Here is a 24,864-nt window from a genome sequence, read left to right as displayed (position 1 = left end):
AGGGAGTTGGAAGACATGGCCCCAGACGCCATGCGCACCGCTGCACGATCTCTTTCCGAAGCGAAGCCGGTCTCGTACTGGCTGGACGACCCCGGCAAGCCCGCCGCCGAGCCCGCCCTCACCGGGGACGAGCACTGCGACCTGCTCGTCATCGGCGGCGGCTACAGCGGCCTGTGGACCGCGTTGCTCGCCAAGGAGCGCGACCCCGCCCGGGACGTCGTACTGATCGAGGGCCACGAGGCGGGCTGGGCCGCCTCGGGCCGCAACGGAGGCTTCTGCGCCGCCTCCCTCACCCACGGCCTCGCCAACGGGATGGCCCGCTGGCCGGACGAGCTCGCCAAGCTGGAAGACCTCGGAGCCCGGAACCTCGACGCCATCGAGGAGGCGGTCGCCCGCTACGGCATCGACTGCGACTTCGAACGCAGCGGCGAGATCGACGTGGCCACCGAGCCGCACCAGGTCGCGGAGCTCCGCGAGTTCCACGCCGAGGCCGAGCGGCTCGGCCTCGCCGGCCGCTCCGAATGGCTGGATGCGGACGCCGTACGGGCCGAGGTCGACTCCCCGACCTTCCTCGGCGGGATCTGGGACCGCGACGGCGTCGCCATGCTCAACCCGGCGAAGCTCGCCTGGGGCCTGAAGCGGGCCTGCATGGAGCTGGGCGTACGGATCTACGAGAACACGCGCGGGCTGGACCTGACCGGCTCGGGAGCCGGGATGGCCGTGCGCACCCCGTACGGGCGGATCTTCGCCCGCCGGGTGGCGCTGGGCACCAACATCTTCCCGTCGCTGGTCAAGCGGGTGCGCCCGCTGACCGTCCCGGTCTACGACTACGCGCTGATGACCGAGCAGCTGACCGAGGAGCAGCTCGCCTCGGTCGGCTGGAAGAACCGGCAGGGCCTCGGCGACAGCGCCAACCAGTTCCACTACTTCCGGATCACCCCCGACCGGCGGATCCTGTGGGGCGGCTACGACGCGATCTACCCGTACGGCGGCAAGCTCGACGCCGAGCACGACCACCGGCCCGAGACGTACCTCAAGCTCGCCGAGCACTTCTTCACCTGCTTCCCGCAGCTGGAAGGGGTGAAATTCAGCCACGCCTGGGGCGGGGCGATCGACACCTGCTCGCGCTTCTCCGCCTTCTTCGGCACCGCGCACGCGGGCAAGGTGGCCTACGCGGCCGGCTTCACCGGACTGGGCGTCGGAGCCACCCGCTTCGGAGCCGACGTGATGCTCGACCTCCTGGCGGGGGAGAAGACCGAGCGCACGGAGCTGGAGATGGTCCGCTCGAAGCCGATGCCCTTCCCGCCGGAGCCCTTCGCCTGGACCGGCATCACGATGACGAAGTGGTCGCTGGCCCGGGCGGACCGGATGGGCGGGCACCGCAACCTGTGGCTCAAGACGCTGGACCGCTTCGGTCTCGGCTTCGACAGCTGAGCCCGGACGGTGGCGCGCCGGCGTGCCGGTGCGCTGATCGGGTAAGCGACCTCCGCACGCCCCGGGCGCACATCGCCCCGGGCAGTGTGACCTGCTTCACTACCACGGAGTAACGAAACCCGCGTCATACCTGCGCCCGGCCCCGCTCTCTCCTGTGAGAACGCTTCACCTCACACAGAGAGCGGAGGCCGGGCGATGACGATCCCGGGGGACAAAACGGCAGTGGACTGGCTGGTCTCGGTGGCGCCCGATCCGGACGCCTGCCGGTGGGAGTGGGAGCGCAACCCCCTCGGGGTCGCCCTCCTGCCCGCCGGCCGCCGGTGGGACGTGCTGATCCTGCCGGGGGAGCTGGGGCACACCACCCTCGAAGTACTGGACGCGCTGCTGGAGCGGCCCGGCCCGGTGCTCGCCGACTTCGGCGACTCCAGGCTGGGCTTTTTCGTGCCCCCGGGCACGGCGTCCCGCTGGCTCGGGACGGGCGTACGGGGAGCCGGGCACGGGACCTGGATCGTGGTCCCGTACCCCGGCCGGGCCACGGGCGGGGTCCGCTGGCTGGTGGTCCCGGACGGGCAGGGCACGCTCACCGATCCGGCGGTGCTGGAACTCGCGATGCACGAGGCGGCGGCACGCGTCGTGGGGCGGGGAGGCGGGAAGTCTTGACAAGGGCATTGGTCTGGACCATCTTGGGCGCCGCTGTGCCTTCCCCCACCGCTTCCCCACCAGCGGCCCGGCTCCATCCCCCCATGCACCGGAGGCAGTTGTGCGCCCCACTCGTCCTGCCGGCCCCACCCGCCCCGCCAGACCCACCGTCATGCGCTCCGCGCTGTCCCTCCTTACCGCCGCCGCCCTCGCGGCGGCCGGCCTCCTCGTCGCAGGCCAGCCCGCCGCGGCGGCCGACGCCGACCTCATCCGCAACGGCGGCTTCGAAGTCGGCCTCGACGGCTGGAGCTGCTCGGCCGGCAGCGGAGCCGCCGTCAGCACCCCGGTGCACGGCGGCGCTTCCGCCCTCAAGGGCACCCCGGCCGGGCAGGACAACGCCCGCTGCTCCCAGACCGTCACCGTCAAGCCCGACTCCGCGTACACGCTGAGCGCCTGGGTGCAGGGCGCGTACGTCTACCTCGGCGCGACCGGCACCGGGACCACGGACCCGCAGACCTGGACGCAGACCCCGGGTGCCTGGAAGCAGCTGAGCACGAGCTTCCGTACCGGCGCGAGCACCACCTCGGTGACCGTGTACACGCAGGGCTGGTACGGCCAGCCGCCGCAGTTCACCGACGACGTGACCCTCGTCGGCCCCGACCCCGGCGGCTCCGGACCCGGCCCCCAGATCCCGGCCGCCCCCACCGGGCTCACCGCGTCGGCCCCTTCCTCCACCACCGTCGGCCTCTCCTGGGCGGCCGCGACCGGGGCCACCTCGTACAAGGTCTACCGGGACGGCGCGAACCCGACCACCGTCAGCACCACCTCGGCGACGGTCACCGGCCTCACCGCCTCCACGACCTACTCCTTCCAGGTCAGCGCGGTCAACGCGGCCGGCGAATCCGCCAAGAGCGCGGCCGTCCCCGTGACCACGCCCGGTGGCGGCGGCAACCCCGGCAACCCGGGGCTGCCCGCCCACGCCCTGGTCGGCTACCTGCACTCCAGCTTCGCCAACGGCTCCGGCTACGTCCGGATGGCCGACGTACCCGCCTCGTGGGACGTCATCAACCTGGCCTTCGGCGAGCCCACCTCGGTCACCTCCGGCGACATCCGCTTCCAGCTCTGCCCGGTCAGCGAGTGCCCGACCGTCGAATCGGCCGCGGAGTTCAAGGCGGCCATCAAGGCCAAGCAGGCCGCGGGCAAGAAGGTCCTGATCTCCATCGGCGGCCAGAACGGCCAGGTCCAGCTGGGCACCACGGCCGCCCGCGACACCTTCGTCTCCTCCGTCGGCAAGATCATCGACGAGTACGGACTCAACGGCCTCGACATCGACTTCGAGGGCCACTCCCTCTCCCTGGCCACGGGCGACACCGACTTCCGCGCCCCCACCACCCCGGTGATCGTCAACCTGATCTCGGCCGTGAAGACCCTGAAGGCCAAGTACGGCCCGGACTTCATCCTGACGATGGCCCCCGAGACCTTCTTCGTCCAGCTCGGCTACCAGTACTACGGATCCGGCCCCTGGGGCGGCCAGGACCCGCGCGCCGGCGCCTACCTCCCGGTCATCCACGCCCTGCGCGACGACCTCACCCTGCTCCACGTCCAGGACTACAACTCGGGCTCGATCATGGGCCTCGACAACCAGTACCACTCCATGGGCGGAGCCGACTTCCACATCGCCATGACGGACATGCTGCTCACCGGCTTCCCGGTGGCCGGCAACACCGCCCGCGTCTTCCCGGCCCTGCGCGCGGACCAGGTCGCCATCGGCCTGCCGGCCACGACCAACGCGGGCAACGGCCACACCTCCCCGGCGGAGGTCAACAAGGCACTGGACTGCCTGACGAAGAAGACCAGCTGCGGGACGTACCAGACCCACGGCACCTGGCCCGCCCTGCGCGGCCTGATGACCTGGTCGATCAACTGGGACCGCTTCGGCAACTGGGAGTTCTCGAAGAACTTCGACGCCTACTTCGGCGGCTGACCGGCGCCGTCACCACCGGACACGGCGGGGCCGGGGCGCACGTGCCCCGGCCCCGCCGCCGCGTTACGGGCGGCGCGCACCGCGAGCAGCAGCGGCGTGCACATCAGGAGGCTGGCCAGGACGTCCAGGGGCCAGTGGTAGCCGCGCAGGATCAGCCCCGTCGCCGTCAGGGCGGTGAGGGCGGCCGCGAGGAGCAGGGGCCAGCGGCCCCGGGTGTACGGGCGCACGAGCAGGGCCGCGCCCACGTACGCCACGTACGCGGTGGCCGTGTGGCCCGAGGGGTAGTAGCCGGAGGCCCAGGGCTCCAGGGGGCCCGGCCGGCCGGTCCACTCCTTCAGCGGGACGACCAGGGCCGGCACCAGGGCCATGGCCAGCGTCGCGGCCGCCGCGCCCCGGCGGTTGCCGCGCCGGACGGCGTAGAGGACCGCGAGGAGCAGGACGGGGACCGCGACCGGCACGTTGCCGAAGTCGGAGAGGCGCTGGGTGACCGCGTCGGGGACGGTGCGCACGAGGGCCCGGCTGAGGGCGGCGTCCGGGACCAGCAGGGGGCCGGACACGAGGACCTGCCAGGTGATCAGGGCGAAGAGCGTGACGCAGAGTGCGCCCAGGCCGTAGAGGAGAGTGGCCGGCCGCCCCGGAACAGGGGGGGTGGTTCCGGGGCGGCCGGCCGGATCGGGTTGCCGGGCGCCCCGGGGGGTTTGGGGCGTGCGGCCGTCCGATCGCTGAGGAGTGTGCGCGAACGCATGCCCAGTGCGGCGCTGGGGAAGCCCGGTACTGGTGTCGCCTCCGATTTCCCGGAAGCGGGGTGTCTCACTCATCTGCAGAAACCGTACGGCAGCGAAAGGGGGACCGACAGCAGGAAAACGCTCCCGCCATCGGCCCCCCACACCTTCTTCACAGCGCCCGCCCGTTACCCGCGGTAGTGACCGCGCGGTGATCGAGGATCGCGTCCCCGCGTTCTAGCGCCTGTGTCAGACGTTCGATCAGAGGGTCGCGAACGCGGCCTCGATGACGTCCAGGCCCTCGTTCAGCAGGTCCTCGCCGATGACGAGCGGCGGCAGGAAGCGGAGCACGTTGCCGTAGGTGCCGCAGGTGAGGACGAGGACGCCCTCGGCGTGGCAGGCCTTGGCGAGCGCGGCGGCCGCCTCCGGGTTCGGGGTCTTGGAGGAGGGGTCCTTGACGAGCTCGATCGCGATCATGGCGCCGCGGCCGCGGATGTCGCCGACGATGTCGTACTTCTCCTGGATGGCCGTCAGGCGGGCCTTCATGACGGACTCGATCTTCTTCGCCGCGGCGTTGAGGTCGAGCTCCTTCATGGTCTCGATGGAGCCGAGCGCACCGGCGCAGGCCACCGGGTTGCCGCCGTAGGTGCCGCCCAGGCCGCCGCCGTGCACGGAGTCCATCATCTCGGCGCGGCCGGTCACGGCGGCGAGCGGCAGGCCGCCCGCGATGCCCTTGGCGGTCGTGATGAGGTCGGGGACGATGCCCTCGTCCTCGCACGCGAACCACTGGCCGGTGCGGCAGAAGCCGGACTGGATCTCGTCGGCGACGAAGACGATGCCGTTGTCGTTGGCGAACTTCACGATCGCCGGCAGGAAGCCCTTGGCCGGCTCGATGAAGCCGCCCTCGCCGAGGACCGGCTCGATGATGATCGCGGCGACGTTCTCGGCGCCGATCTGCTTCACGATGTTGTCGATCGCCTGGGCGGCGGCCTCGGGGCCGCAGTTCTCGGCGCCGGTCGGCCAGCGGTAGCCGTAGGCGACCGGGACGCGGTAGACCTCGGGGGCGAACGGGCCGAAGCCCTGCTTGTACGGCATGTTCTTCGAGGTCAGGGCCATCGTGAGGTTCGTACGGCCGTGGTAGCCGTGGTCGAAGACGACGACGGCCTGGCGCTTGGTGTACGAACGGGCGATCTTGACGGCGTTCTCGACGGCCTCGGCGCCGGAGTTGAACAGCGCCGACTTCTTGGCGTGGTCACCCGGGGTGAGCTCGGCGAGGGCCTCGCAGACCTCCACGTAGCCCTCGTAGGGGGTCACCATGAAACAGGTGTGGGTGAAGTCGGCGAGCTGCGCGGCGGCGCGGCGCACGACGGCCTCGGCGGAGGCGCCGACCGAGGTCACGGCGATGCCGGAACCGAAGTCGATCATGCGGTTGCCGTCGACGTCCTCGATGATGCCGCCACCCGCGCGGGCCGTGAAGACGGGAAGCACGGAGCCCACGCCACCGGCCACCGTCGACAGACGGCGGGCCTGAAGCTCCTGCGACTTGGGGCCGGGGATCGCGGTGACGATGCGGCGCTCCTGCGGGACAGCGGTCATAGGGGGCTCCTGGGGGGTGGGGGTGTTTTCGGACGCACTTGTGTCTTTGTCCGCAGGCTAGGCCCGGGAGGCGTGGTCCTGCATGCTCCGTTCGGGAGTGGTGCCCGCGTGTCCTTGTCCGTGACGGCCATAGGAAGGAATCCGCGCATGTCCTGTGGATCATGACGGGGTACGGGCCGCGGGGCGGCGACGGCCACTAGATTGAGCGCGCAGCGTGGTGCAGGGCAGCGCTGGGCAGCGCGGTAACGGGCAGGGGGCAGGGGTTACATGGACACCGACGGCACGCACGGCGGGGACCGCGGCAGTTACGGCGGCTCGCCCGATGTGGGGGCCGGCGGTCCCCACATCCCCCGGCCAGCCGGCCCGCCGCCCACGCCGCCGCGACCGGTCACGGCCCCGCCACCGCCTGGGTACGCGCCGGGGAGTGCCGCAGGCGTGACCACAAGTCCCGCAGCGACTCCCTTCGCCGCTTGGCTGAGCGCCCCGCGACCTGAGGCGAAGCCCGGCATCTGGCGCTACGCCTACATTCCGGCCGCACCGAAGCAGGACACCAACGGCCGGGTGCTGATCACGCGGGTCGTCGTCTCATTCCTCGTCTTCTTCGTGTGCTGGCAGGCCTTCCTCGATAAGAGCCTCCCCTTCGATATCGAAGGATCCCCGCTCCATTACTTCACCCCCGACAGTTGGTGGAAGGGCAATCTCGTCAAGGAGCCGATCGACCACAGGGGCATGGCGGCCCGTGAGTTCTACGAGCTGCTGGTTACCGTGGGCCTGTTCCTCGGCTTTGCCAAGCTGGGAGGCTGGCGGACCGCCTTCGACCAGCTGATTGCTGCCCGCGGCCCTTGGCAGCGCGCGGTGGGTGCCGCGGCAGGAGCCTTCGTCGTCGTTTGGCTGATCCAGAACCCGACCCCGATCCTCATGGTCTATCCGCTGGCCTTCGGACACCTGCCGTATCCGGAGCTCGGCGAAACGGGCGGTGCGGTGGTCACGAATGTTCTCTACGTACTGATCTACGCACCCGTCGGCCTCTACTTCGCCCGCCTCGGCGGCTGGGCTGCCTTGCTGAACGGCCTCCGCTCCTCTGCCGTTCCTGCCGATGCCCCGCAGGCAGTGGACCTGGATGGCCCGGACTCGCCGGCCGGCTGGCCGCAATTGCGTGCCGCCGGGCTGGCGGCGACCGCGGACCGGCTGGCGGCAGAAGTCCACCAGGGGCGGATGAACGACGTCGACCACGCACGGATCCGGCGGGCCTGGGAGTCCGTGAGGGCCGATCCCTCGCGGCGCCCCGCTTTCGAGGAAGCCGTACGGGCCAAGGGTGCGGCCGCCTGCGGCCATCCGTCGGGAGCCCGTGATCTGCCTGTTCGTGCCGCCTCCCACGACCTGACCGTCGGGCAGGTCTGGCTCGGCCGGGTCACAGGCGTCGAGCCGAACCCTCACGAGCGCCGCGGGACCGGGCTGGCCCTCGACCCCGCTGTGCTGGGCACGTCGGTCCTCGCCGTCGGCCCCTCGGGCTCGGGCAAGACCCACCGGCTGGTCAGGCCGGTGGTGGAGTCGCTGGCCCTCCAGGCGCTGGCCGGGCAGGCGGCCGTGATCGCCGTCGGCGCCGCGGGAACCCGACTCGGACCCGACGACGCCTACGACATCGTGGTGCGCCTGGGCGACCCGGAGTCCGTCCACGATCTCGACCTCTACGGCGGGACGGCCGACTCCGACGAGGCGGCTTCCTTCCTCGCGGAAGCCTTCGTGGGCGACCTGCCGGGCGTCGACGTACGCCGGTCGGCGACGGCGCTCGCCCAGATCCTCGGCCCGTTCCATGCCGCGTACGGCCGCTTCCCGACCGTGCCCGAGCTGCGTGCGCTGCTCGAGCTGCTGCCTGCGGCGCTCGAGGCGCTGCGTCACGAGCTGGAGCGTTCCGGGCAGCAGGCCATGCTGCGCGAGCTCGATGCCCGGGCGCGGCAGCACGGCGTCCACGGAGACCCGGGACCGGCTCTCGCCGACAGGGCGGCCCTGCTCGACCGGCCGGCGTTCCACGGCTTCTTCGACACCACCGGCGGCGGACGGCCCTTCTCCCTCCGCGCCCTGGAACACCCGGTGCGGGTGCGTGTGGACCTCCCGGAGCGCGGTCATCCGGACGCTTCCCGGATGCTGGCCCGGCTGCTCCTCGCCCAGTTCAACGCGGCGGCCGCGGCCCGCGCCGACCGCTCGCTGTTCGCCCTCCTGGCCCTCGACGACGCTTCGCACGCCGTCACCGCCGAGGCCGTGCGCAGCATGCAGGGACTCCGTTCGGCCAACGCGGGGGTCTTGCTGGCGCTGCGCACCCTGGAAGACGTACCGGAAGGGCTGCGCACCCCGCTCCTCGGATCGGTCGGTTGCCGGGTGGCCTTTTCCGGGGTCACCACCTGGGACGGCAAGTGGTTCGCCGATGCCTGGGGAACCGAGTTGGTCGAGACGCGGGACGTCACGAGCCGGACGGTCTATGCCGACCAGCCCTTCACCCGGGCCGTGCACGCCGTGCGCAAGGTGATCACGGGCAAGGCCGTCACCACGGATGCGGTCACCGTGCGGAACGTGGAGCGGGAGCGGTGGTCGGCCTCGGCCCTTGCCAACACCGTGCCCCCCGGCCACGCCGTGCTCTCCCTCACCTCCGTCCGCGGCGAGCGGGCCGCCCCGCTGCTGGTGCGGCTCGGGGGGCAGGACTGAAGGTGGGGGGCGTCGCCGGGAGGAGGCGAACCCGTACGGGGTGGCAGAATCAAGAGAGCCGTTCGTACGACACGGCGAAATCCGCGGTGGTGGTCCACGGCGAGAATCCTCCGTCGGCACCTCGCCGCCGAACCCCCTCCTCGACCTAAGGCGCCCCGGTACCCATGCCGCTCACCCTCGCCTCGCTCGTCCAGCACTCGGCGCTCAAACTGAGCGTCCGGGCCGGGGAGGGCCGCCTCGACACCCCCGTCCGCTGGGCCCACGTCAGTGAGCTCGCCGACCCCGTCCCCTACATGGAGGGCGGGGAGCTCCTCCTCATCACCGCGATGAAGCTGGACGCGGAGGACCCCGAGGAGATGCGCCGCTACGTCCGCAGGCTCGCGGCGGCCGGGGTCGTCGGCATCGGCTTCGCCATCGGCGTGAACTACGACGCCGTGCCCGAGGCGCTCGTGGAAGCCGCCACCGCCGAGGACCTGCCGCTGCTGGAGGTACCCCGGCGCACCCCGTTCCTCGCCATCAGCAAGGCCGTCTCCGCCGCCCTCGCCGCCGACCAGTACCGGGCCGTGACCGCGGGCTTCGAGGCGCAGCGCGAGCTGACCCGGGCCGCTCTGTCGGCCGACGGGCCCGCCGAGCTGCTGACGAAGCTGGCGGCGCACGTGCACGGCTGGGCCGCCCTGTACGACACCTCGGGCGCCGTCGTCGCGGCCGCGCCCGACTGGGCCGCGCGCCGGGCCGCCCGGCTCACCCCCGACGTGGAACGGCTGCGGGAGCGGCCCGCCCCGGCCAGCGCCGTGGTCGGCGGCTCCGAGGACCGGGTCGAACTCCAGTCGCTGGGCACCGGGCGGCGGGCCCGCGGAGCCCTCGCGGTCGGTACCGGGGCCCCGCTCGGCACGGCGGAGCGGTACGCCGTCCACTCCGCGGTGGCCCTGCTGACCCTCACCACCGAACGCTCCCGCTCCCTGCACGACGCGGAGTCCCGGCTCGGCGCCGCCGTACTGCGCATGCTGCTCGCCGGCCAGGCGGAGCACGCCCAGGCCGTGGCCGGGGACCTGTACGGGGCCCTGCTCGACGCGCCGTTCCGGATCCTCGTGGCGGAACCGGCCCTGGCGGGCACGGCCCAGCCGGAGGGCCTGGCGCTGCTGGCCGACGCCGTGGAGTCGGCGGCGGCGCGCACGGGGGAGACCCTGCTGGTGGTGCCGGAGCCCGGCCGGCTGGTGGTCCTGGCGGCCGACGGGGGGTCGGCGGTCCAGGCGTGCGCGGAACACGCGGAGGCCCTGGAATCCCGGCGCGGCCGGGAGTCGGGCGAACCGGAGCCGGACGAGCTGGTCCTCGGCCTGTCGGCGCCCGCGGTGGCCTCCGGCGTGGCGGCGGCCTTCAAACAGGCCGACCAGGCCCTGGCCGTGGCCCGGCGGCGCGGCCGCCCCATGGTCGAACACGAGGACATGGCTGCGGGCTCGGTCCTGCCCCTGCTCGCCGACGACGCGGTACGGGCCTTCGCGGACGGCACGCTGCGGGCGCTGCGCGAGCACGACGAGAAGGGCCGGGGCGACCTGGTGGCCTCCCTGCAGGCGTGGCTCTCCCGCCACGGCCAGTGGGACGCGGCGGCGGCCGACCTCGGTGTCCACCGCCACACCCTGCGCTACCGCATGCGCCGCGTGGAGGAGATCCTCGGCCGCTCCCTGGACGACCCGGACGTCCGCATGGAGCTGTGGCTCGCCCTGAAGGCCACCAGTCCTTCCTGACGCGCTCCTCGCACCGCTGCGCGGACTCCGTCCGGCGGTGGCGGGTGCGGGTGGTTCGGCCCTGCGGGGCGGTGTCCCCTACCCGCCCTTCGCCCGTTCCCCGGGCGCTGCCCGGACCCGGTCCTCAAACGCCGGACGGGCTGGAAGATCCAGCCTCGCCGGCGTTTGAGGCGCGGGGTCTGGGGCGGAGCCCCAGGGAACGGGCGAAGGGCGGGTAGGGGACACCGCCCCGCGCAGCGGGGGCCAGCGCGGCGCAGCCGAGCCCCGCCCGCCCCGCGCAGCAGGGCCGCTCGGGGCCCGTACAAGCCCCCGGCAGGGCCCCGCACGGGCGGCGGCCGCCCCGACACTGACAAAGCGGCGCGCCGCGCCACGCACGTACTCCACCCCGGACAAACGCCGAATCCCCGGCGGAGTCCTACGGTGGAGGGGACAAGGACCCACCGCACACACTCCGAAGGGCCGGGATCAGCATGACTTCCACCCACGCCTTCTGGCTCGCCGGCCGCCAGGCCACGGGCGACGACAGCTTCGACGTCCACTCCCCGTGGGACGGCCGCCTCGTAGGTACCGTGAGCGTCCCGACCGACGCCCAGGTCGAAGAGGCCGTGGCCGCCGCGTACGCCGTGACCGCGGAGTTCTCCGCCACCCCGGCCCACGTGCGCGCCGAGGCCCTGGCCCACGTCGCCCGCCGGCTCGCTGAGCGCACCGAGGAGATCGCGCTGCTGATCTCCGCCGAGAACGGCAAGCCGATCAAGTGGGCCCGCGGTGAGGTCGGCCGTGCGGTGTCCGTGTTCCGCTTCGCTTCCGAAGAGGCCCGCCGCTTCAACGGCGGAGAGGCCCAGCGCCTGGACACCGACGCCGGTGGCGTCGGCCGCCTGGCCCTGACCCGCCGCTTCGTCAAGGGTCCGGTCCTGGGCATCGCGCCCTTCAACTTCCCGCTGAACCTGTGCGCCCACAAGGTGGCCCCCGCCATCGCCGTCGGCGCGCCGATCATCCTGAAGCCGGCCCCGGCCACCCCGCTCTCCGGTCTGATCCTCGGCGAGCTGCTCGCCGAGACCGACCTGCCGGCCGGTTCCTGGTCCGTGCTCCCCGTCGCCAACGACAAGATGCCGGAGCTGGTCAAGGACGAGCGCCTGCCCGTCATCTCCTTCACCGGTTCGGACAAGGTCGGCTACGCCATCCAGCAGGCCGTGCCCCACAAGCACTGCACCCTGGAGCTCGGCGGCAACGCCGCGGCCGTGGTCCTGGAGGACTGGTCCTCCGAGGCCGACCTCGACTGGGCCGCGACCCGCATCGCGACCTTCTCGAACTACCAGGCCGGCCAGTCCTGCATCGGCGTGCAGCGCGTGATCGCCGACGCGACGGTCTACGACCGCCTCGTCGAGAAGGTCGTCGCCAAGGTCCGCGAGCAGGTCACCGGCGACCCGAACGACTCCGCCACCGACGTCGGCCCCCTCGTCTCCGAGGACGCCGCCAAGCGGGTCGAGTCCTGGGTCGACGAGGCCGTGTCCGCCGGAGCCAAGCTGCTCACGGGCGGCAAGCGCGAGGGTGCCTCGTACGAGCCCACCGTCGTCGCGGAGGTGCCCGAGGGCGTCACCCTCGCCACCGAGGAGGTCTTCGGACCGGTCCTCACCCTGCGCCGGGTCGAGAACACCGACGAGGCCTTCGCCGCGGTCAACGACTCGAAGTTCGGTCTGCAGGCCGGCGTCTTCACGCGGAACATCCAGACCGCGTTCCGCGCCCACCGCGAGCTGGAGGTCGGCGGCGTGATCGTCGGCGACGTCCCCTCCTACCGCGCCGACCAGATGCCGTACGGCGGCGTCAAGCAGTCCGGTGTGGGCCGCGAGGGCGTGCGCTACGCGATGGACGACTACACCTACGAGCGGGTCCTGGTCCTCAGCGGCCTCGACATCTGACCGAACTCGTACGGCCACCAAGCCGACGGCCGGAGCCTACTGTGCGGGGGCTCCGGCCGTCTCCTTTTGCCGTGGGGTCCACCGGGACCCGTCACCGGGAGCCCCCGGGGCCCCGGCCCACCTGAGCGGCAGGCCGCGGCCGCGGTGTGGCAGGGTCGTGGGCGCCCGGGTGCGCGGCCCCACGCGCCGGGCCGACGATCTCCGGCCGACGAATCGAGTCGCACGTGTCCTACCTGGTCCGCCACCGTCCCGTCGCAGACCCCGCGCTGCGCCTGGTGTGCTTCCCGCACGCCGGAGGCGGCGCGGGCTTCTTCCGCGACTGGCCCCGGCACCTGGATCCTTCGGTCGAAGTCGTGGCAGTGCGCTACCCGGGACGCGAAAGCCGCATCGGCGAACCGCTGATCCCGGCGATGGACGCCCTGTCGCCGCAGATCGCCGGGGAACTCCTGGCCGAGGCTCCCGTGCCCACGGTGCTCCTCGGACACAGCATGGGCGCGGCTGTGGCGTACGAGAGCCTCCTGCGCCTCGAAGCCGCGGGCGCGGACCACGTCACGCGCCTGTGCGTCTCGGGCCGCGGGCTCTCCGCGCCCGCCGGCGTGGTCCGTCCGCGCACCGACGAGGATCTGATCGCGGCCGTCACCTCGCTGGGCGGTCCCCACGCGGCGGTCTGGAACGACCCGGACCTGCGCGAGCTCTTCCTGCCGATCGTGCGCAACGACTTCCACCTGATCGACACCTACCGCCGCCGCGAGGACGCTCCGCCGCTGCGCGCGGACGTCATGGCCCTCACGGGGGACCGCGACCCCCGCGTCACCCCCCTGGCCGCGCAGAAGTGGTCCGCGGTCACCGCCGGCGCTTTCACGTCCCACGTCTTCGACGGCGACCACTTCTACCTCGTCCCCCACGCGGCGCGCGTCGCCCGGCTGGCCGTGGAACGTCACGGCGTCTGAGGCCGTCCCTCTTTCACCCCCGCTTCCCCGCCGCCCGAAACGGGTACGACTCACTGGTAGCACCCACCGGTAAGCACCCCCACTCTCGGCGGCGAGGTGAGCCCCCTCATGTCCGCAACACAGCCCGGCGACAGCGACACCCAGCCCGCACAGCCCGTACGGCCCAAGGTGACCGAGCACGAGGCACGGCAGGTCGCGGAAGCGGCCCGGGAACAGAACTGGCAGCGGCCGAGCTTCGCCAAGGAACTGTTCCTCGGACGGTTCCGGCTCGACCTGATCCACCCCCACCCGCTCCCCGCCGAGGAGGACGTCCGGCGCGGCGAGGCCTTCCTGGCCCGGCTGCGGGAGTTCTGCGAGACCGAGATCGACGGCGCGCGCATCGAGCGCGAGGCGAAGATCCCCGACGAGACCGTGCGGGGGCTGAAGGAGCTCGGCGCGCTCGGCATGAAGATCGACCCGAAGTACGGGGGCCTCGGCCTCACCCAGGTGTACTACAACAAGGCGCTCGCCCTCGTCGGCTCCGTCAGCCCGGCCATCGGCGCCCTGCTCTCCGCCCACCAGTCGATCGGCGTGCCCCAGCCGCTGAAGATGTTCGGCACGCAGGAGCAGAAGGACGCCTACCTGCCGCGCTGCGCGACCACCGCCATCAGCGCCTTCCTCCTCACCGAGCCGGACGTCGGCTCCGACCCGGCCCGCCTGGCCACCACGGCGGTCCCGGACGGGGAGGACGCGTACGTCCTGGACGGCGTGAAGCTCTGGACCACCAACGGGGTCGTCGCCGACCTGCTCGTCGTCATGGCCCGGGTTCCCAAGAGCGAGAACCACCGCGGCGGGATCACCGCCTTCGTCGTCGAGGCCGACTCGCCCGGCATCACCGTCGAGCACCGCAACGCCTTCATGGGCCTGCGCGGCCTGGAGAACGGCGTCACCCGCTTCCACCGGGTCAGGGTCCCCGCGGCCCAGCGCATCGGCGCCGAGGGCGCCGGGCTGAAGATCGCGCTGACCACGCTGAACACCGGCCGGCTGTCGCTGCCCGCCATGTGCGTGGGCGCGGGGAAGTGGTGCCTGAAGATCGCCCGCGAATGGTCCGGCGTACGCGAGCAGTGGGGCCGGCCCGTCGGCCTGCACGAGGCCGTCGGCGCCAAGATCTCCTTCATCGCGGCCACCACCTTCGCCCTGGAGGCCGTGGTCGACCTGGCCTCCCAGATGGCCGACGAGGACCGCAACGACATCCGCATCGAGGCCGCCCTCGCCAAGCTCTACGGCTCCGAGATGGCCTGCCTGATGGCCGACGAGCTGGTCCAGATCCGAGGCGGGCGCGGGTTCGAGACCGCCGAGTCCCTCGCCGCCCGCGGCGAGCGGGCCGTGCCCGCCGAGCAGATGCTCCGCGACCTGCGCATCAACCGGATCTTCGAGGGATCCACCGAGATCATGCACCTGCTGATCGCCCGCGAGGCCGTGGACGCCCACCTGTCGGTGGCCGGCGACCTGATCGACCCGGAGAAGGCGCTGGGCGACAAGGCGAAGGCGGGAGCCCGCGCCGCCGGGTTCTACGCGCGCTGGCTCCCCAAGCTGGCCACCGGGCCCGGCCAGGTCCCCGGCACCTACCGCGCCTTCCACCCGAGCGGTCACCCCGACCTCGCCACCCATCTGCGCTACGTGGAACGAGGGGCGCGCAAACTCGCGCGCATGACGTTCATGGCCATGGCCCGCTGGCAGGGCCGGATGGAGACCAAGCAGGGCTTCCTAGGCCGGATCGTCGACATCGGCGCCGAGCTCTTCGCGATGAGCGCCGCCTGCGTGCGCGCCGAGCACCTGCGGGCCTCCGGCGAGCACGGCCGCGAGGCCTACCAGCTGGCCGACGCCTTCTGCCGGCAGTCCCGGCTCCGCGTGGAGGAGCTCTTCGGGCGGCTCTGGGACAACACCGACGACCTGGACCGCAAGGTGGTGGCCGGGGTCCTGAACGGCACCTACACCTGGCTGGAGGAGGGCGTTTTGGACCCCTCGGGCGACGGCCCGTGGATCGCCGACGCCGCTCCCGGCCCCTCCACCCGCGAAAACGTCCACCGTCCGCTGCGCTGACCTGAAATCATCGCCGCACATCGGACAGATGTACGAGGATGAGTAGGGGTACCGGTACGGGTACTGGTACCCGTACGAGCACAGCGCGAGGCGGACGAGAACGATGCCGACGGCCGAGGAAGACCGCACCAGCCGACGGCTGGCCTGGTGCGTGGCGCACCTGCTGCGCCACGCACCGGACCACGTCGTCACCGACATGATCGGCCGGCTCGACGAGCCCGCCTTCAAGTACCTGTGCCGGGACGAATGGCTGGCGGCCTCGACCGTCACCCTGCTGCTCCGCCACGGAGGCACGGCCGACCGGACCTACGTCGCCCGCAACCCCCGCGTCGTGGGCCGGCCGCTGCCCGGCCTGCCCGGACCCGCCCGGTACGCCCGCCGCCGGACCCCGCAGGAACTCCTGCCGGTGCTCCGCGCCGAGCTCGGCCGGGACCCCGGCGAGGGGCCGCTCACCGCGGCCGAGCTCATCGGCCTGCTGCGCCGGCACGGCCGGCGCGGGCCGCGGGTCCCGCTGGACATCCTGGCGCTCGGCCACAACGCGGACCCGGAGCCGCTGCTCGCCGAACACCTCCGCAGCCCCCTCCCGGCCGGCTCCGTCGAAGCCCTGCTCCTCGTCGGGGACCTGCCCCGGGAGACCGTCCACGGGCTGCTCGCCACCGCGGCGGCGGACGAGCGCTCCTGGCACCGGCCCGCCGTCCGCGCCGTGCGCATGGGCCGGGTCACGCACGAGGAGCTCGTCGCCCACGTGACCCCCGCTCACCGCACCCTGCTGCTCACCGGCCTGACCGGGGCCCGCGGCCTGCGCTGGAGCCTGCCCGAGCGGACGGGGATGCGCACCGCCGTCGCCCGCGCGCTGCGCCCCCTGCGCGACGACCCCCGGCTCTGGGCGGAGCTGCTGCGCCACGCCCCCGCCTTCCCGGGCACCCTGCCGGTCCTGGTGGCCCGGATCGTGCGCGGCACCCTGCAGGAGCCCGCCGAAGGGCCGCCCGTCCCCGGGCTCGCCGAGGCGGTGCGCTCCGTGGCGCCCCGGCCGGCCGAGCCCGTCGCGGGCGTGGACCGCGAACTGGCCCTGGCGAGCCTCGCGGTGCCCATGGAGTCCGTGCAGGAGGACATCCGGTGGGTGCGCGACTGCCTCGCCCGGGGGCTGCTCACCGGCGAGGACGTGATCCGGCACAAGGCGCCCGCCTGCTGGGCCCTGGACGAGGACCACTGGCTGGGCGAGGTGGACCACCCCGACCGACACGAGCCGCCCGCCCCGGTGCTCGCGGCGCGGGCCGAGGCCGACCGGCTGTTCGCGCTGGCCCTCGGCTCCGATCCGGACGCCTGGTGGCGGGTGGCCAGTACCCTCCCGGACTTCGCCGGTACGCTCCCGCACCTTCTCCTTCGGGTCACGGAAGGGGGCTCCGTGTCCGGCCGCCCCTGAGTTGCGGCAACAATGGGTCCATGAGCGACCGCCCATCCCCCCTCGCCGATCCGCACCTCCTCTTCGACCCCGCGGCCGGCCGTCGGGACATCGTCATCCTCGGCTCCACCGGGTCCATCGGGACCCAGGCCATCGACCTGGCCCTGCGCAACCCGGACCGGTTCCGGGTCACGGCCCTGTCCGCCGCCGGCGGCCGGGTCGCGCTGCTGGCCGAGCAGGCCCGGCTGCTGCGCGTGAAGACCGTGGCCGTCGCGCGCGAAGACGTCGTACCGGCCCTCAAGGAGGCGCTGGACGCCGAGTACGGCGCCGGCGAGCCGCTGCCCGAGATCCTGGCCGGACCGGACGCGGCGACCGAGCTCGCCGCCTCCGAGTGCCACACCGTGCTCAACGGCATCACCGGTTCCATCGGGCTCGCGCCCACCCTCGCCGCGCTGAAGGCCGGGCGGACGCTGGCCCTCGCCAACAAGGAGTCGCTGATCGTCGGCGGCCCGCTGGTGAAGGCCCTGGCGAAGCCCGGTCAGATCATCCCGGTCGACTCCGAGCACGCGGCGCTCTTCCAGGCCCTCGCCGCCGGCACCCGCGCCGAGGTGCGCAAGCTCGTGGTGACCGCCTCCGGCGGGCCCTTCCGCGGCCGCACCCGCGCCGAGCTGGCCTCGGTCACGGTGCAGGACGCGCTGGCCCACCCGACCTGGGCGATGGGCCCGGTGATCACCGTGAACTCGGCGACCCTGGTCAACAAGGGGCTGGAGGTCATCGAGGCGCACCTGCTCTACGACATCCCCTTCGAGCGGATCGAGGTCGTGGTCCACCCGCAGTCGTACGTGCACTCCATGGTGGAGTTCACGGACGGCTCCACGCTGGCCCAGGCCACCCCGCCGGACATGCGCGGCCCGATCGCGATCGGTCTCGGCTGGCCCCAGCGGGTCCCGGACGCTTCCACCGCCTTCGACTGGACCAAGGCGTCCACCTGGGAGTTCTTCCCGCTGGACACCGAGGCCTTCCCGGCGGTGGGCCTGGCCCGGCACGTCGGCGCCCTGGGCGGTACCGCGCCCGCAGTGTTCAATGCGGCGAACGAGGAGTGCGTAGGGGCCTTTCTGGCCGGTCGGCTCCCGTTCACAGCAATCATGGATACGGTCTCTGCCGTGGTCGATGAGCACGGAACGCCCGCCCGGGGAACTTCCCTCACGGTCCGGGACGTCCTTGAAGCGGAGACCTGGGCCCGGGCCCGGGCACAGGAGATGGCGGCTCGGGCCGCAATGGAGGCGCGCGCATGACCATCTTGCTCAGCCTGATCGGCATGCTCGTCTTCGTGGTCGGGCTGCTCTTCTCCATCGCCTGGCACGAGCTCGGGCACCTCTCGACGGCCAAGCTCTTCGGCATCCGCGTGCCCCAGTACATGGTCGGCTTCGGCCGGACCATCTGGTCGCGCAAGAAGGGCGACACCGAGTACGGGCTCAAGGCCATCCCGATGGGCGGCTACATCCGCATGATCGGGATGTTCCCGCCCGGCGAGGACGGCAAGGTCACCGCCCGCTCCACGTCGCCGTTCCGCTCGATGATCGAGGACGCGCGCTCGGCGGCGTACGAGGAACTGGAGCCGGGCGACGAGTCGCGGCTCTTCTACACGCGCAAGCCCTGGAAGCGCGTGATCGTGATGTTCGCCGGACCGTTCATGAACCTGGTCCTGGCCATGGCGATCTTCTTCGGCGTGTGGATGACCTTCGGGGTGCAGCAGACGACCACCCAGGTCCAGACCGTCGCCGACTGCGTCCTCAAGCAGAGCGACAAGCGCACGGTCTGCGAGGACGGCGACCCGGTGGCCCCGGGCAAGGCCGCGGGCCTGCACGTCGGCGACAAGATCGTGGCCTTCGACGGCAAGCCGGTCGATGACTGGGGCGCCCTCCAGGAGCACATCCGCAAGACCATCGGACCCGCCACCCTCACCGTCCTGCGCGACGGGCAGAGGATCGACGTCCACCCGAACCTCGTGGAGAACCGCGTCGGCAAGACGGACGGCCGCGGCGGCTTCGTCAAGGGCGAGTTCGTGTCGGCCGGGTACCTCGGTGTCAGCGCGAGGTCCGTGATCGCGCCGCTCACCTTCACCCAGTCCGCGGAGCACGTCGTGGAGGTCGTCGAGGCCAGCGTGCAGGGCCTGGCCAACCTCCCGGGCAAGATCCCGGGACTGTGGAACGCCGTCTTCAACGGCGGCGAGCGGGAGGCCGACTCCCCGATGGGCCTCCTCGGCGCGGCGCGGATCAGCGCCGACATCGCGACCCTGGACATCCCGAAGGAGGAGCGGGCGTCGTTCCTGCTGGGCGTCCTCGGCTACTTCAACCTCTCCCTCTTCCTCTTCAACATGCTGCCCCTGCTGCCCCTGGACGGCGGGCACATCGCCGGCGCCCTGTGGGAATCGGTGCGGCGCGCCTTCGCGCGGGTCTTCCGGCGCGCGGACCCGGGCCCCTTCGACGTGGCCAGGCTGATGCCCGCCGCGTACGTGGTGGCCGCCGTCTTCGTCTGCTTCACGCTGCTGGTGCTGGCCGCGGACGTGGTGAACCCCATCAGGATCACCTGACCGCGAACGCCCGGATCACCTGACCGAACGTCCGGACCTCACCCGGCCGAACGACCGGCGCGGGATCTCACGGCGCCTCGTACATCATCCGCGCGGGAGCCGGGCACTCATCGTGCCCGGCTCCCTACGTTCGGGTGGCGCACCACCGGCGATGCGCGGGTGGCGTGCCGGTTGGCGTAATCTCGGACGTTGGAGCCCGCCGATCCCCGGCACCTATATCCACACCTTGGGGTTGCACAGCAGATGACTGCCATCTCTCTCGGAATGCCGGCCGTGCCGACGAAGCTCGCCGACCGCAGGGTCAGCCGCAAGATCCAGGTCGGCTCGGTGGCCGTCGGCGGCGACGCACAAATCTCCGTGCAGTCGATGACGACCACCAGGACCTCCGACATCGGGGCCACGCTCCAGCAGATCGCGGAGCTGACCGCTTCCGGCTGTGACATCGTCCGCGTGGCCTGCCCGACGCAGGACGACGCCGACGCGCTCGCCGTGATCGCGAAGAAGTCGAACATCCCGGTCATCGCCGACATCCACTTCCAGCCGAAGTACGTGTTCGCCGCGATCGACGCCGGCTGCGCCGCCGTCCGCGTGAACCCCGGCAACATCAAGCAGTTCGACGACAAGGTCAAGGAGATCGCGCGCGCCGCCAAGGACGCCGGTACCCCGATCCGGATCGGCGTCAACGCCGGCTCGCTCGACGCACGACTGCTGAAGAAGTACGGCAAGGCCACGCCCGAGGCGCTGGTCGAGTCCGCGCTCTGGGAAGCCTCCCTCTTCGAGGAGCACGGCTTCAGCGACATCAAGATCTCGGTCAAGCACAACGACCCGGTGGTCATGGTCAACGCCTACCGCCAGCTGGCCGCCCAGTGCACCTACCCGCTGCACCTCGGCGTCACCGAGGCCGGTCCGGCGTTCCAGGGCACGATCAAGTCCGCCGTCGCCTTCGGCGCGCTGCTCTCCGAGGGCATCGGCGACACGATCCGCGTCTCGCTGTCGGCCCCGCCGGTGGAGGAGATCAAGGTCGGCATCCAGATCCTGGAGTCGCTGAACCTCAAGCCGCGCCGCCTGGAGATCGTCTCCTGCCCGTCCTGCGGGCGCGCTCAGGTGGACGTCTACAAGCTGGCCGAGGAGGTCACGGCGGGCCTGGAGGGCATGGAGGTCCCGCTGCGCGTCGCGGTCATGGGCTGCGTCGTCAACGGCCCCGGCGAGGCCCGTGAGGCCGACCTGGGCGTCGCCTCCGGCAACGGCAAGGGCCAGATCTTCGTCAAGGGCGAGGTCATCAAGACCGTCCCCGAGTCGAAGATCGTCGAGACCCTCATCGAAGAGGCGATGAAGATCGCCGAGCAGATGGAGAAGGACGGCGTGATGTCGGGCGAGCCGACGGTCGCCATCGGCGTCTAGGCCACAGCTCCCCGCAGGGAAGCGCGCAGCTCCGCTGGACGAACGACGACGGGCCCGAACCGCAGGTGCGGTTGCGGGCCCGTCGGCATGTCGAGCCCTCGGCGCGCGGCCCCCGTACGTGCGCCCGTGGGCCTGTGCGTCCTCGGCGAGCGGGCCCCTCGCGGGCCCGCCACCGGGCGGAACCGGCCAGGGAGGCCTCCAAGGGGCCTCGGGGGGCCTCGGGGGCATCTCGGAGCCGGTCCGGGTACAGTGCGGAGATCAGCAGACTTGCATGGTGAGGCCCCAGTGTTGACGCAGACCACCACCCGGGTCCTTGAGCCCCGTGACCTTGAGGCCGCGCTCGACATCCTCGGCCGCGAGCCGGTCCAGAACGCCTTCGTCACCTCCCGGGTCCAGATCGCCGGGCTCGACCCGTGGCGCCTGGGCGGCGAGATGTGGGGCTGGTACGCCGACGGAGAGCTCCGCTCGCTCTGCTACGCCGGCGCCAACCTGGTGCCCGTCTGCGCCGAACCCGACGCGGTACGGGCCTTCGCCGACCGCGCCCGCCGCACCGGACGCCGCTGCTCCTCCATCGTCGGCCCCGCCGAGGCCACCGGGCTGCTCTGGCAGCTCCTGGAGCCGAGCTGGGGCCCGGCCCGCGACGTCCGCTCCTGCCAGCCCCTGATGGTCATGGAGCAGCCGTCCACCGCGGTGACCGCCGACCCCCGGGTCCGCCGGATCCGCAAGGACGAGATGGACCTGATCATGCCCGCCTGCGTGGCCATGTTCACCGAGGAGGTCGGGATCTCCCCGATGACCGGCGACGGCGGCCTGCTCTACCAGGCCCGGGTGGCCGAGCTGGTCGCCGGCGGCCGTTCCTTCGCCCGCGTCCAGGACGGCAAGGTCGTCTTCAAGGCCGAGATCGGCGCCGCGACCTCCCGCGCCTGCCAGATCCAGGGCGTCTGGGTGGCCCCCGAGTTCCGCGGCCGCGGGCACTCCGAAACCGGGATGGCCGCCGTCGTCGCGTACGCCCTGCGGGACGTGGCCCCCGTGGTCAGCCTCTACGTCAACGACTTCAACACCGCCGCGCGCGCCTCCTACCACCGGGTCGGCTTCCGCGAGGTCGGCGCGTTCATGAGCGTGCTGTTCTGAGCGGACCGCCGCTCGGCAGTACAGCCGCACCGCCGCTCCTCCGCACAGCCGTCCCTCCGCTCCGGGCGCGCCGATGCGAGAGTCCTGTTCCGATCTTCCTGTTCGACTCCGCGGTCGGCCAGTAAGGTCGCCGCATGATGCCAACCCCCGCGGGAGACGACCCCGGCCGGCCCGCCGGACTGCGCATCGGGCCCCTCGACCTCGCCGCCCGGGTCGACGAGGCCCTGAGCGTGCAGGCCATGGCCTTCGGGCTCAGCGAGGAGGAGGTGGGCATCCGGCGCTACATCGTCCAGCGCCACATGACCTGCCGGGGCGCCCGCGCGCTCGGCGCCTTCACCGAGGACGGCGAGCTCGCCGGGTTCGTCTACGGCATGCCCAACGACCGCACGCACTGGTGGTCCGGAATCGTCGAGCCCTACCTGCGGACCGGCGGCCACGAGGGCTGGCTCGACGGCTCCTTCGTGATCACCGAACTCCACGTGCACCCCGGGTTCCAGGGCAAGGGCGTCGGCCGCGCCCTCATCACCCGGATCACCGACACCGCCGCCGAGGAGCGCTCGATCCTCTCCGCGATCGACATCGACAGCCCCGCCCGCGGCCTCTACCACTCCCTCGGCTACACGGACCTCGCCCGCCAGGTCCTCTTCCCGAGCGCGAGCCTCCCGTACGCCGTCATGGGCGCCCCGCTGCCGCTGCGCAGACCCTGACCCCGTAGGCCCGGAAAGCGTTTCCGCGCGGCTCCGCGCCCCCGATAGCCTCCCGTCATGTCAACGCAACACGTGCAGCGCATGTCCCGCCTCATGGCCAAGACCCTCCGCGAGGACCCCGCCGACGCGGAAACCCTCAGCCACCGCCTGCTGGTCCGGGCCGGCTACGTCCGGCGCAGCTCCGCCGGGGTCTGGAGCTGGCTGCCGCTCGGCAAGCGGGTCCTGGACAACGTCTCGCGCATCGTCCGCGAGGAGATGGACGGGATCGGGGCGCAGGAAGTACTGCTCCCTGCGCTGCTGCCGAAGGAGCCGTACGAGGTCAGCGGGCGCTGGTCGGAGTACGGTGACCTGCTCTTCCGGCTCAAGGACCGCAAGGGCGCGGACTACCTGCTCGGCCCCACCCACGAGGAGATCTTCACCCTCGTGGTCAAGGACCAGTGCACGTCCTACAAGGACCTGCCGGTCATGCTGTACCAGATCCAGACCAAGTACCGGGACGAGGCGCGGCCCCGCTCGGGCGTCCTGCGCGGCCGCGAGTTCCAGATGAAGGACTCGTACTCCTTCGACGTGTCCGACGAGGGCCTGGCGGAGTCCTACCGGCTCCACCGCGAGGCCTACGTACGCATCTTCGAGCGCCTGGGCCTCGACCACCGGGTGGTGTCGGCGGTCTCGGGCGCGATGGGCGGCTCGGCGTCGGAGGAGTTCCTGGCCCCGGCCCCGGCAGGCGAGGACACCTTCGCGGACTGCCCCTCCTGCGGCTACGCGGCCAACACGGAGGCCGTGACCTTCGCCTTGGCCCCGGCCGAGGGGGAGCACGGCCCGCTGGAGGAGATCCCGACCCCCGACACCCCCACCATCGAGACCCTGGCGGCGCACCTGGGCGTCCCCGCCTCCGCGACGCTGAAGAACCTCCTGGTCAAGGTCGACGGAGAGATCACCGCCGTCGGCGTACCGGGCGACCGCGAGGTCGACCTCGGCAAGCTCGGCGAGCACCTGGCCCCGGCGGTCGTGGAGCTGGTGACGGCGGAGGACTTCACCGGCCGGCCCGATCTCGTACGCGGCTACGTGGGCCCGCAGGGCCTGGAGAAGGTCCGCTACCTCGCCGACCCCCGCATCGCGCCGGGCACCTGCTGGGTGACGGGGGCCAACAAGGCCGACACGCACGCCCGGAACGTGGTCTGCGGGCGGGACTTCGAGGTGGACCAGTACCTGGACGTGGTCGTCGTCGAGGAGGGGGACCCCTGCCCCGCCTGCGGGGCCGGGCTCCGCCTGGACCGGGCGATCGAGATCGGGCACATCTTCCAGCTCGGCCGGAAGTACGCGGACGCCTTCGGGCTCGACGTCCTCGGCAAGGAGGGCAAGCCGGTCCGGGTCACGATGGGCTCGTACGGGATCGGCGTCTCCCGTGCGGTGGCGGCGCTGGCCGAGCAGACGGCGGACGAGCGGGGTCTGTGCTGGCCGGCGGCGGTGGCCCCGGCGGACGTCCACGTCGTGGCGGCGGGCAAGGCGGTGCCGCTCGCCCTCGCGGAGTCTGCGGCGCAGTCCCTGGCCGGGGCAGGTCTGCGGATCCTCTTGGACGACCGGCCGGGCCTGTCACCCGGGGTGAAGCTCACCGACGCGGAGCTGATCGGGGTCCCGTGGATCCTGGTCGCGGGCCGCCGCTCCGCGGACGGCGTGGTGGAACTCCAGGACCGCCGCTCCGGCGCCCGCGAGGAACTCCCCCTGACGGAGGCCCTGTCCCGCCTGACCGCGCCCGCGTAGCCCTGCGGGGCGGAGTTCCCCTACCCGCCCTTCGCCCGTTCCCCGGGCGTTGCCCGGACCCCCTGGGGCTCCGCCCCAGACCCCGCGCCTCAAACGCCGGCGAG

The 24,864-nt window shown here is 72.5% G+C and carries 17 protein-coding genes; 15 read left to right on the top strand and 2 right to left on the bottom strand.

Annotated features, from left to right (window positions below):
* The first annotated feature begins 15 nt into the window (after positions 1-15).
* The 3 genes from OHA37_RS10390 to OHA37_RS10380 all read left to right on the top strand — a co-directional run bounded on the left by OHA37_RS10390 (position 16) and on the right by OHA37_RS10380 (position 4,057).
* The gene (locus tag OHA37_RS10390) at positions 16-1,434 is read left to right on the top strand and encodes an NAD(P)/FAD-dependent oxidoreductase (protein WP_266904050.1); all 1,419 of its coding nucleotides are present in this window, start codon (positions 16-18) and stop codon (positions 1,432-1,434) included.
* A gap of 195 nt (positions 1,435-1,629) precedes the next feature.
* A complete protein-coding gene (locus tag OHA37_RS10385) occupies positions 1,630-2,094 on the top strand; it encodes a hypothetical protein (RefSeq protein ID WP_266904049.1) in 465 nt (154 codons plus the stop codon).
* Between the two features lie 151 nt (positions 2,095-2,245).
* The gene (locus tag OHA37_RS10380; RefSeq protein ID WP_266904048.1) at positions 2,246-4,057 is read left to right on the top strand and encodes a chitinase; all 1,812 of its coding nucleotides are present in this window, start codon (positions 2,246-2,248) and stop codon (positions 4,055-4,057) included.
* On the opposite strand, the gene OHA37_RS10375 is transcribed toward OHA37_RS10380, so the two are convergent.
* Entirely contained in the window at positions 4,042-4,614 is a 573-nt protein-coding gene (locus OHA37_RS10375) for a phosphatase PAP2 family protein (RefSeq protein ID WP_323182325.1), read from the bottom strand. The two genes, OHA37_RS10380 and OHA37_RS10375, sit on opposite strands and share 16 nt — an antisense overlap.
* Before the next feature lie 426 nt (positions 4,615-5,040).
* Positions 5,041-6,375 carry a 4-aminobutyrate--2-oxoglutarate transaminase gene (gene gabT / locus OHA37_RS10370; RefSeq protein ID WP_266904046.1) on the bottom strand — a complete coding sequence of 445 codons (1,335 nt, stop codon included), beginning with the start codon at positions 6,373-6,375 and terminating at the stop codon, positions 5,041-5,043.
* A 267-nt stretch (positions 6,376-6,642) separates the two neighbouring features.
* Here gabT and OHA37_RS10365 point away from each other — a divergent pair, with 267 nt between their 5' ends.
* The 12 genes from OHA37_RS10365 (at position 6,643) to OHA37_RS10310 (ending at position 24,760) form a co-directional block, all read left to right on the top strand.
* Complete coding sequence (locus OHA37_RS10365; RefSeq protein WP_266904045.1) at positions 6,643-9,075, top strand: ATP/GTP-binding protein; 2,433 nt, start codon at positions 6,643-6,645, stop codon at positions 9,073-9,075.
* A gap of 164 nt (positions 9,076-9,239) precedes the next feature.
* On the top strand, positions 9,240-10,817 hold the full coding sequence (locus tag OHA37_RS10360) for a PucR family transcriptional regulator (protein ID WP_266904044.1): 1,578 nt from the start codon (positions 9,240-9,242) through the stop codon (positions 10,815-10,817).
* A gap of 470 nt (positions 10,818-11,287) precedes the next feature.
* Positions 11,288-12,733 carry an aldehyde dehydrogenase family protein gene (locus tag OHA37_RS10355; protein ID WP_266904043.1) on the top strand — a complete coding sequence of 482 codons (1,446 nt, stop codon included), beginning with the start codon at positions 11,288-11,290 and terminating at the stop codon, positions 12,731-12,733.
* 224 nt (positions 12,734-12,957) lie between these two features.
* A complete protein-coding gene (locus OHA37_RS10350; RefSeq protein ID WP_266904042.1) occupies positions 12,958-13,683 on the top strand; it encodes a thioesterase II family protein in 726 nt (241 codons plus the stop codon).
* Between the two features lie 108 nt (positions 13,684-13,791).
* Positions 13,792-15,765 (top strand): acyl-CoA dehydrogenase family protein, encoded by a 1,974-nt coding sequence (locus OHA37_RS10345; RefSeq protein ID WP_266904041.1) that lies wholly within the window; start codon positions 13,792-13,794, stop codon positions 15,763-15,765.
* A gap of 103 nt (positions 15,766-15,868) precedes the next feature.
* On the top strand, positions 15,869-17,188 hold the full coding sequence (locus OHA37_RS10340; protein WP_266904040.1) for a hypothetical protein: 1,320 nt from the start codon (positions 15,869-15,871) through the stop codon (positions 17,186-17,188).
* A gap of 20 nt (positions 17,189-17,208) precedes the next feature.
* Entirely contained in the window at positions 17,209-18,462 is a 1,254-nt protein-coding gene (dxr, locus tag OHA37_RS10335) for a 1-deoxy-D-xylulose-5-phosphate reductoisomerase (protein ID WP_266904039.1), read from the top strand.
* A complete protein-coding gene (locus OHA37_RS10330; protein ID WP_266904038.1) occupies positions 18,459-19,760 on the top strand; it encodes a M50 family metallopeptidase in 1,302 nt (433 codons plus the stop codon). The genes dxr and OHA37_RS10330 overlap by 4 nt, the downstream gene beginning before the upstream one ends.
* A gap of 243 nt (positions 19,761-20,003) precedes the next feature.
* Positions 20,004-21,161, top strand: a complete 1,158-nt coding sequence (gene ispG / locus OHA37_RS10325; protein WP_243337575.1) for a flavodoxin-dependent (E)-4-hydroxy-3-methylbut-2-enyl-diphosphate synthase — start codon at positions 20,004-20,006, stop codon at positions 21,159-21,161.
* 285 nt (positions 21,162-21,446) lie between these two features.
* A complete protein-coding gene (locus tag OHA37_RS10320; protein ID WP_266904037.1) occupies positions 21,447-22,292 on the top strand; it encodes a GNAT family N-acetyltransferase in 846 nt (281 codons plus the stop codon).
* A 137-nt stretch (positions 22,293-22,429) separates the two neighbouring features.
* A complete protein-coding gene (locus tag OHA37_RS10315; RefSeq protein ID WP_266912649.1) occupies positions 22,430-22,999 on the top strand; it encodes a GNAT family N-acetyltransferase in 570 nt (189 codons plus the stop codon).
* 57 nt (positions 23,000-23,056) lie between these two features.
* On the top strand, positions 23,057-24,760 hold the full coding sequence (locus OHA37_RS10310) for a proline--tRNA ligase (RefSeq protein ID WP_266904036.1): 1,704 nt from the start codon (positions 23,057-23,059) through the stop codon (positions 24,758-24,760).
* The last annotated feature ends 104 nt before the right edge of the window (positions 24,761-24,864 follow it).

The organism is Streptomyces sp. NBC_00335 (assembly GCF_036127095.1).
Lineage (GTDB): Bacteria > Actinomycetota > Actinomycetes > Streptomycetales > Streptomycetaceae > Streptomyces.
This window is presented reverse-complemented; position numbering and strand designations above follow the sequence as displayed.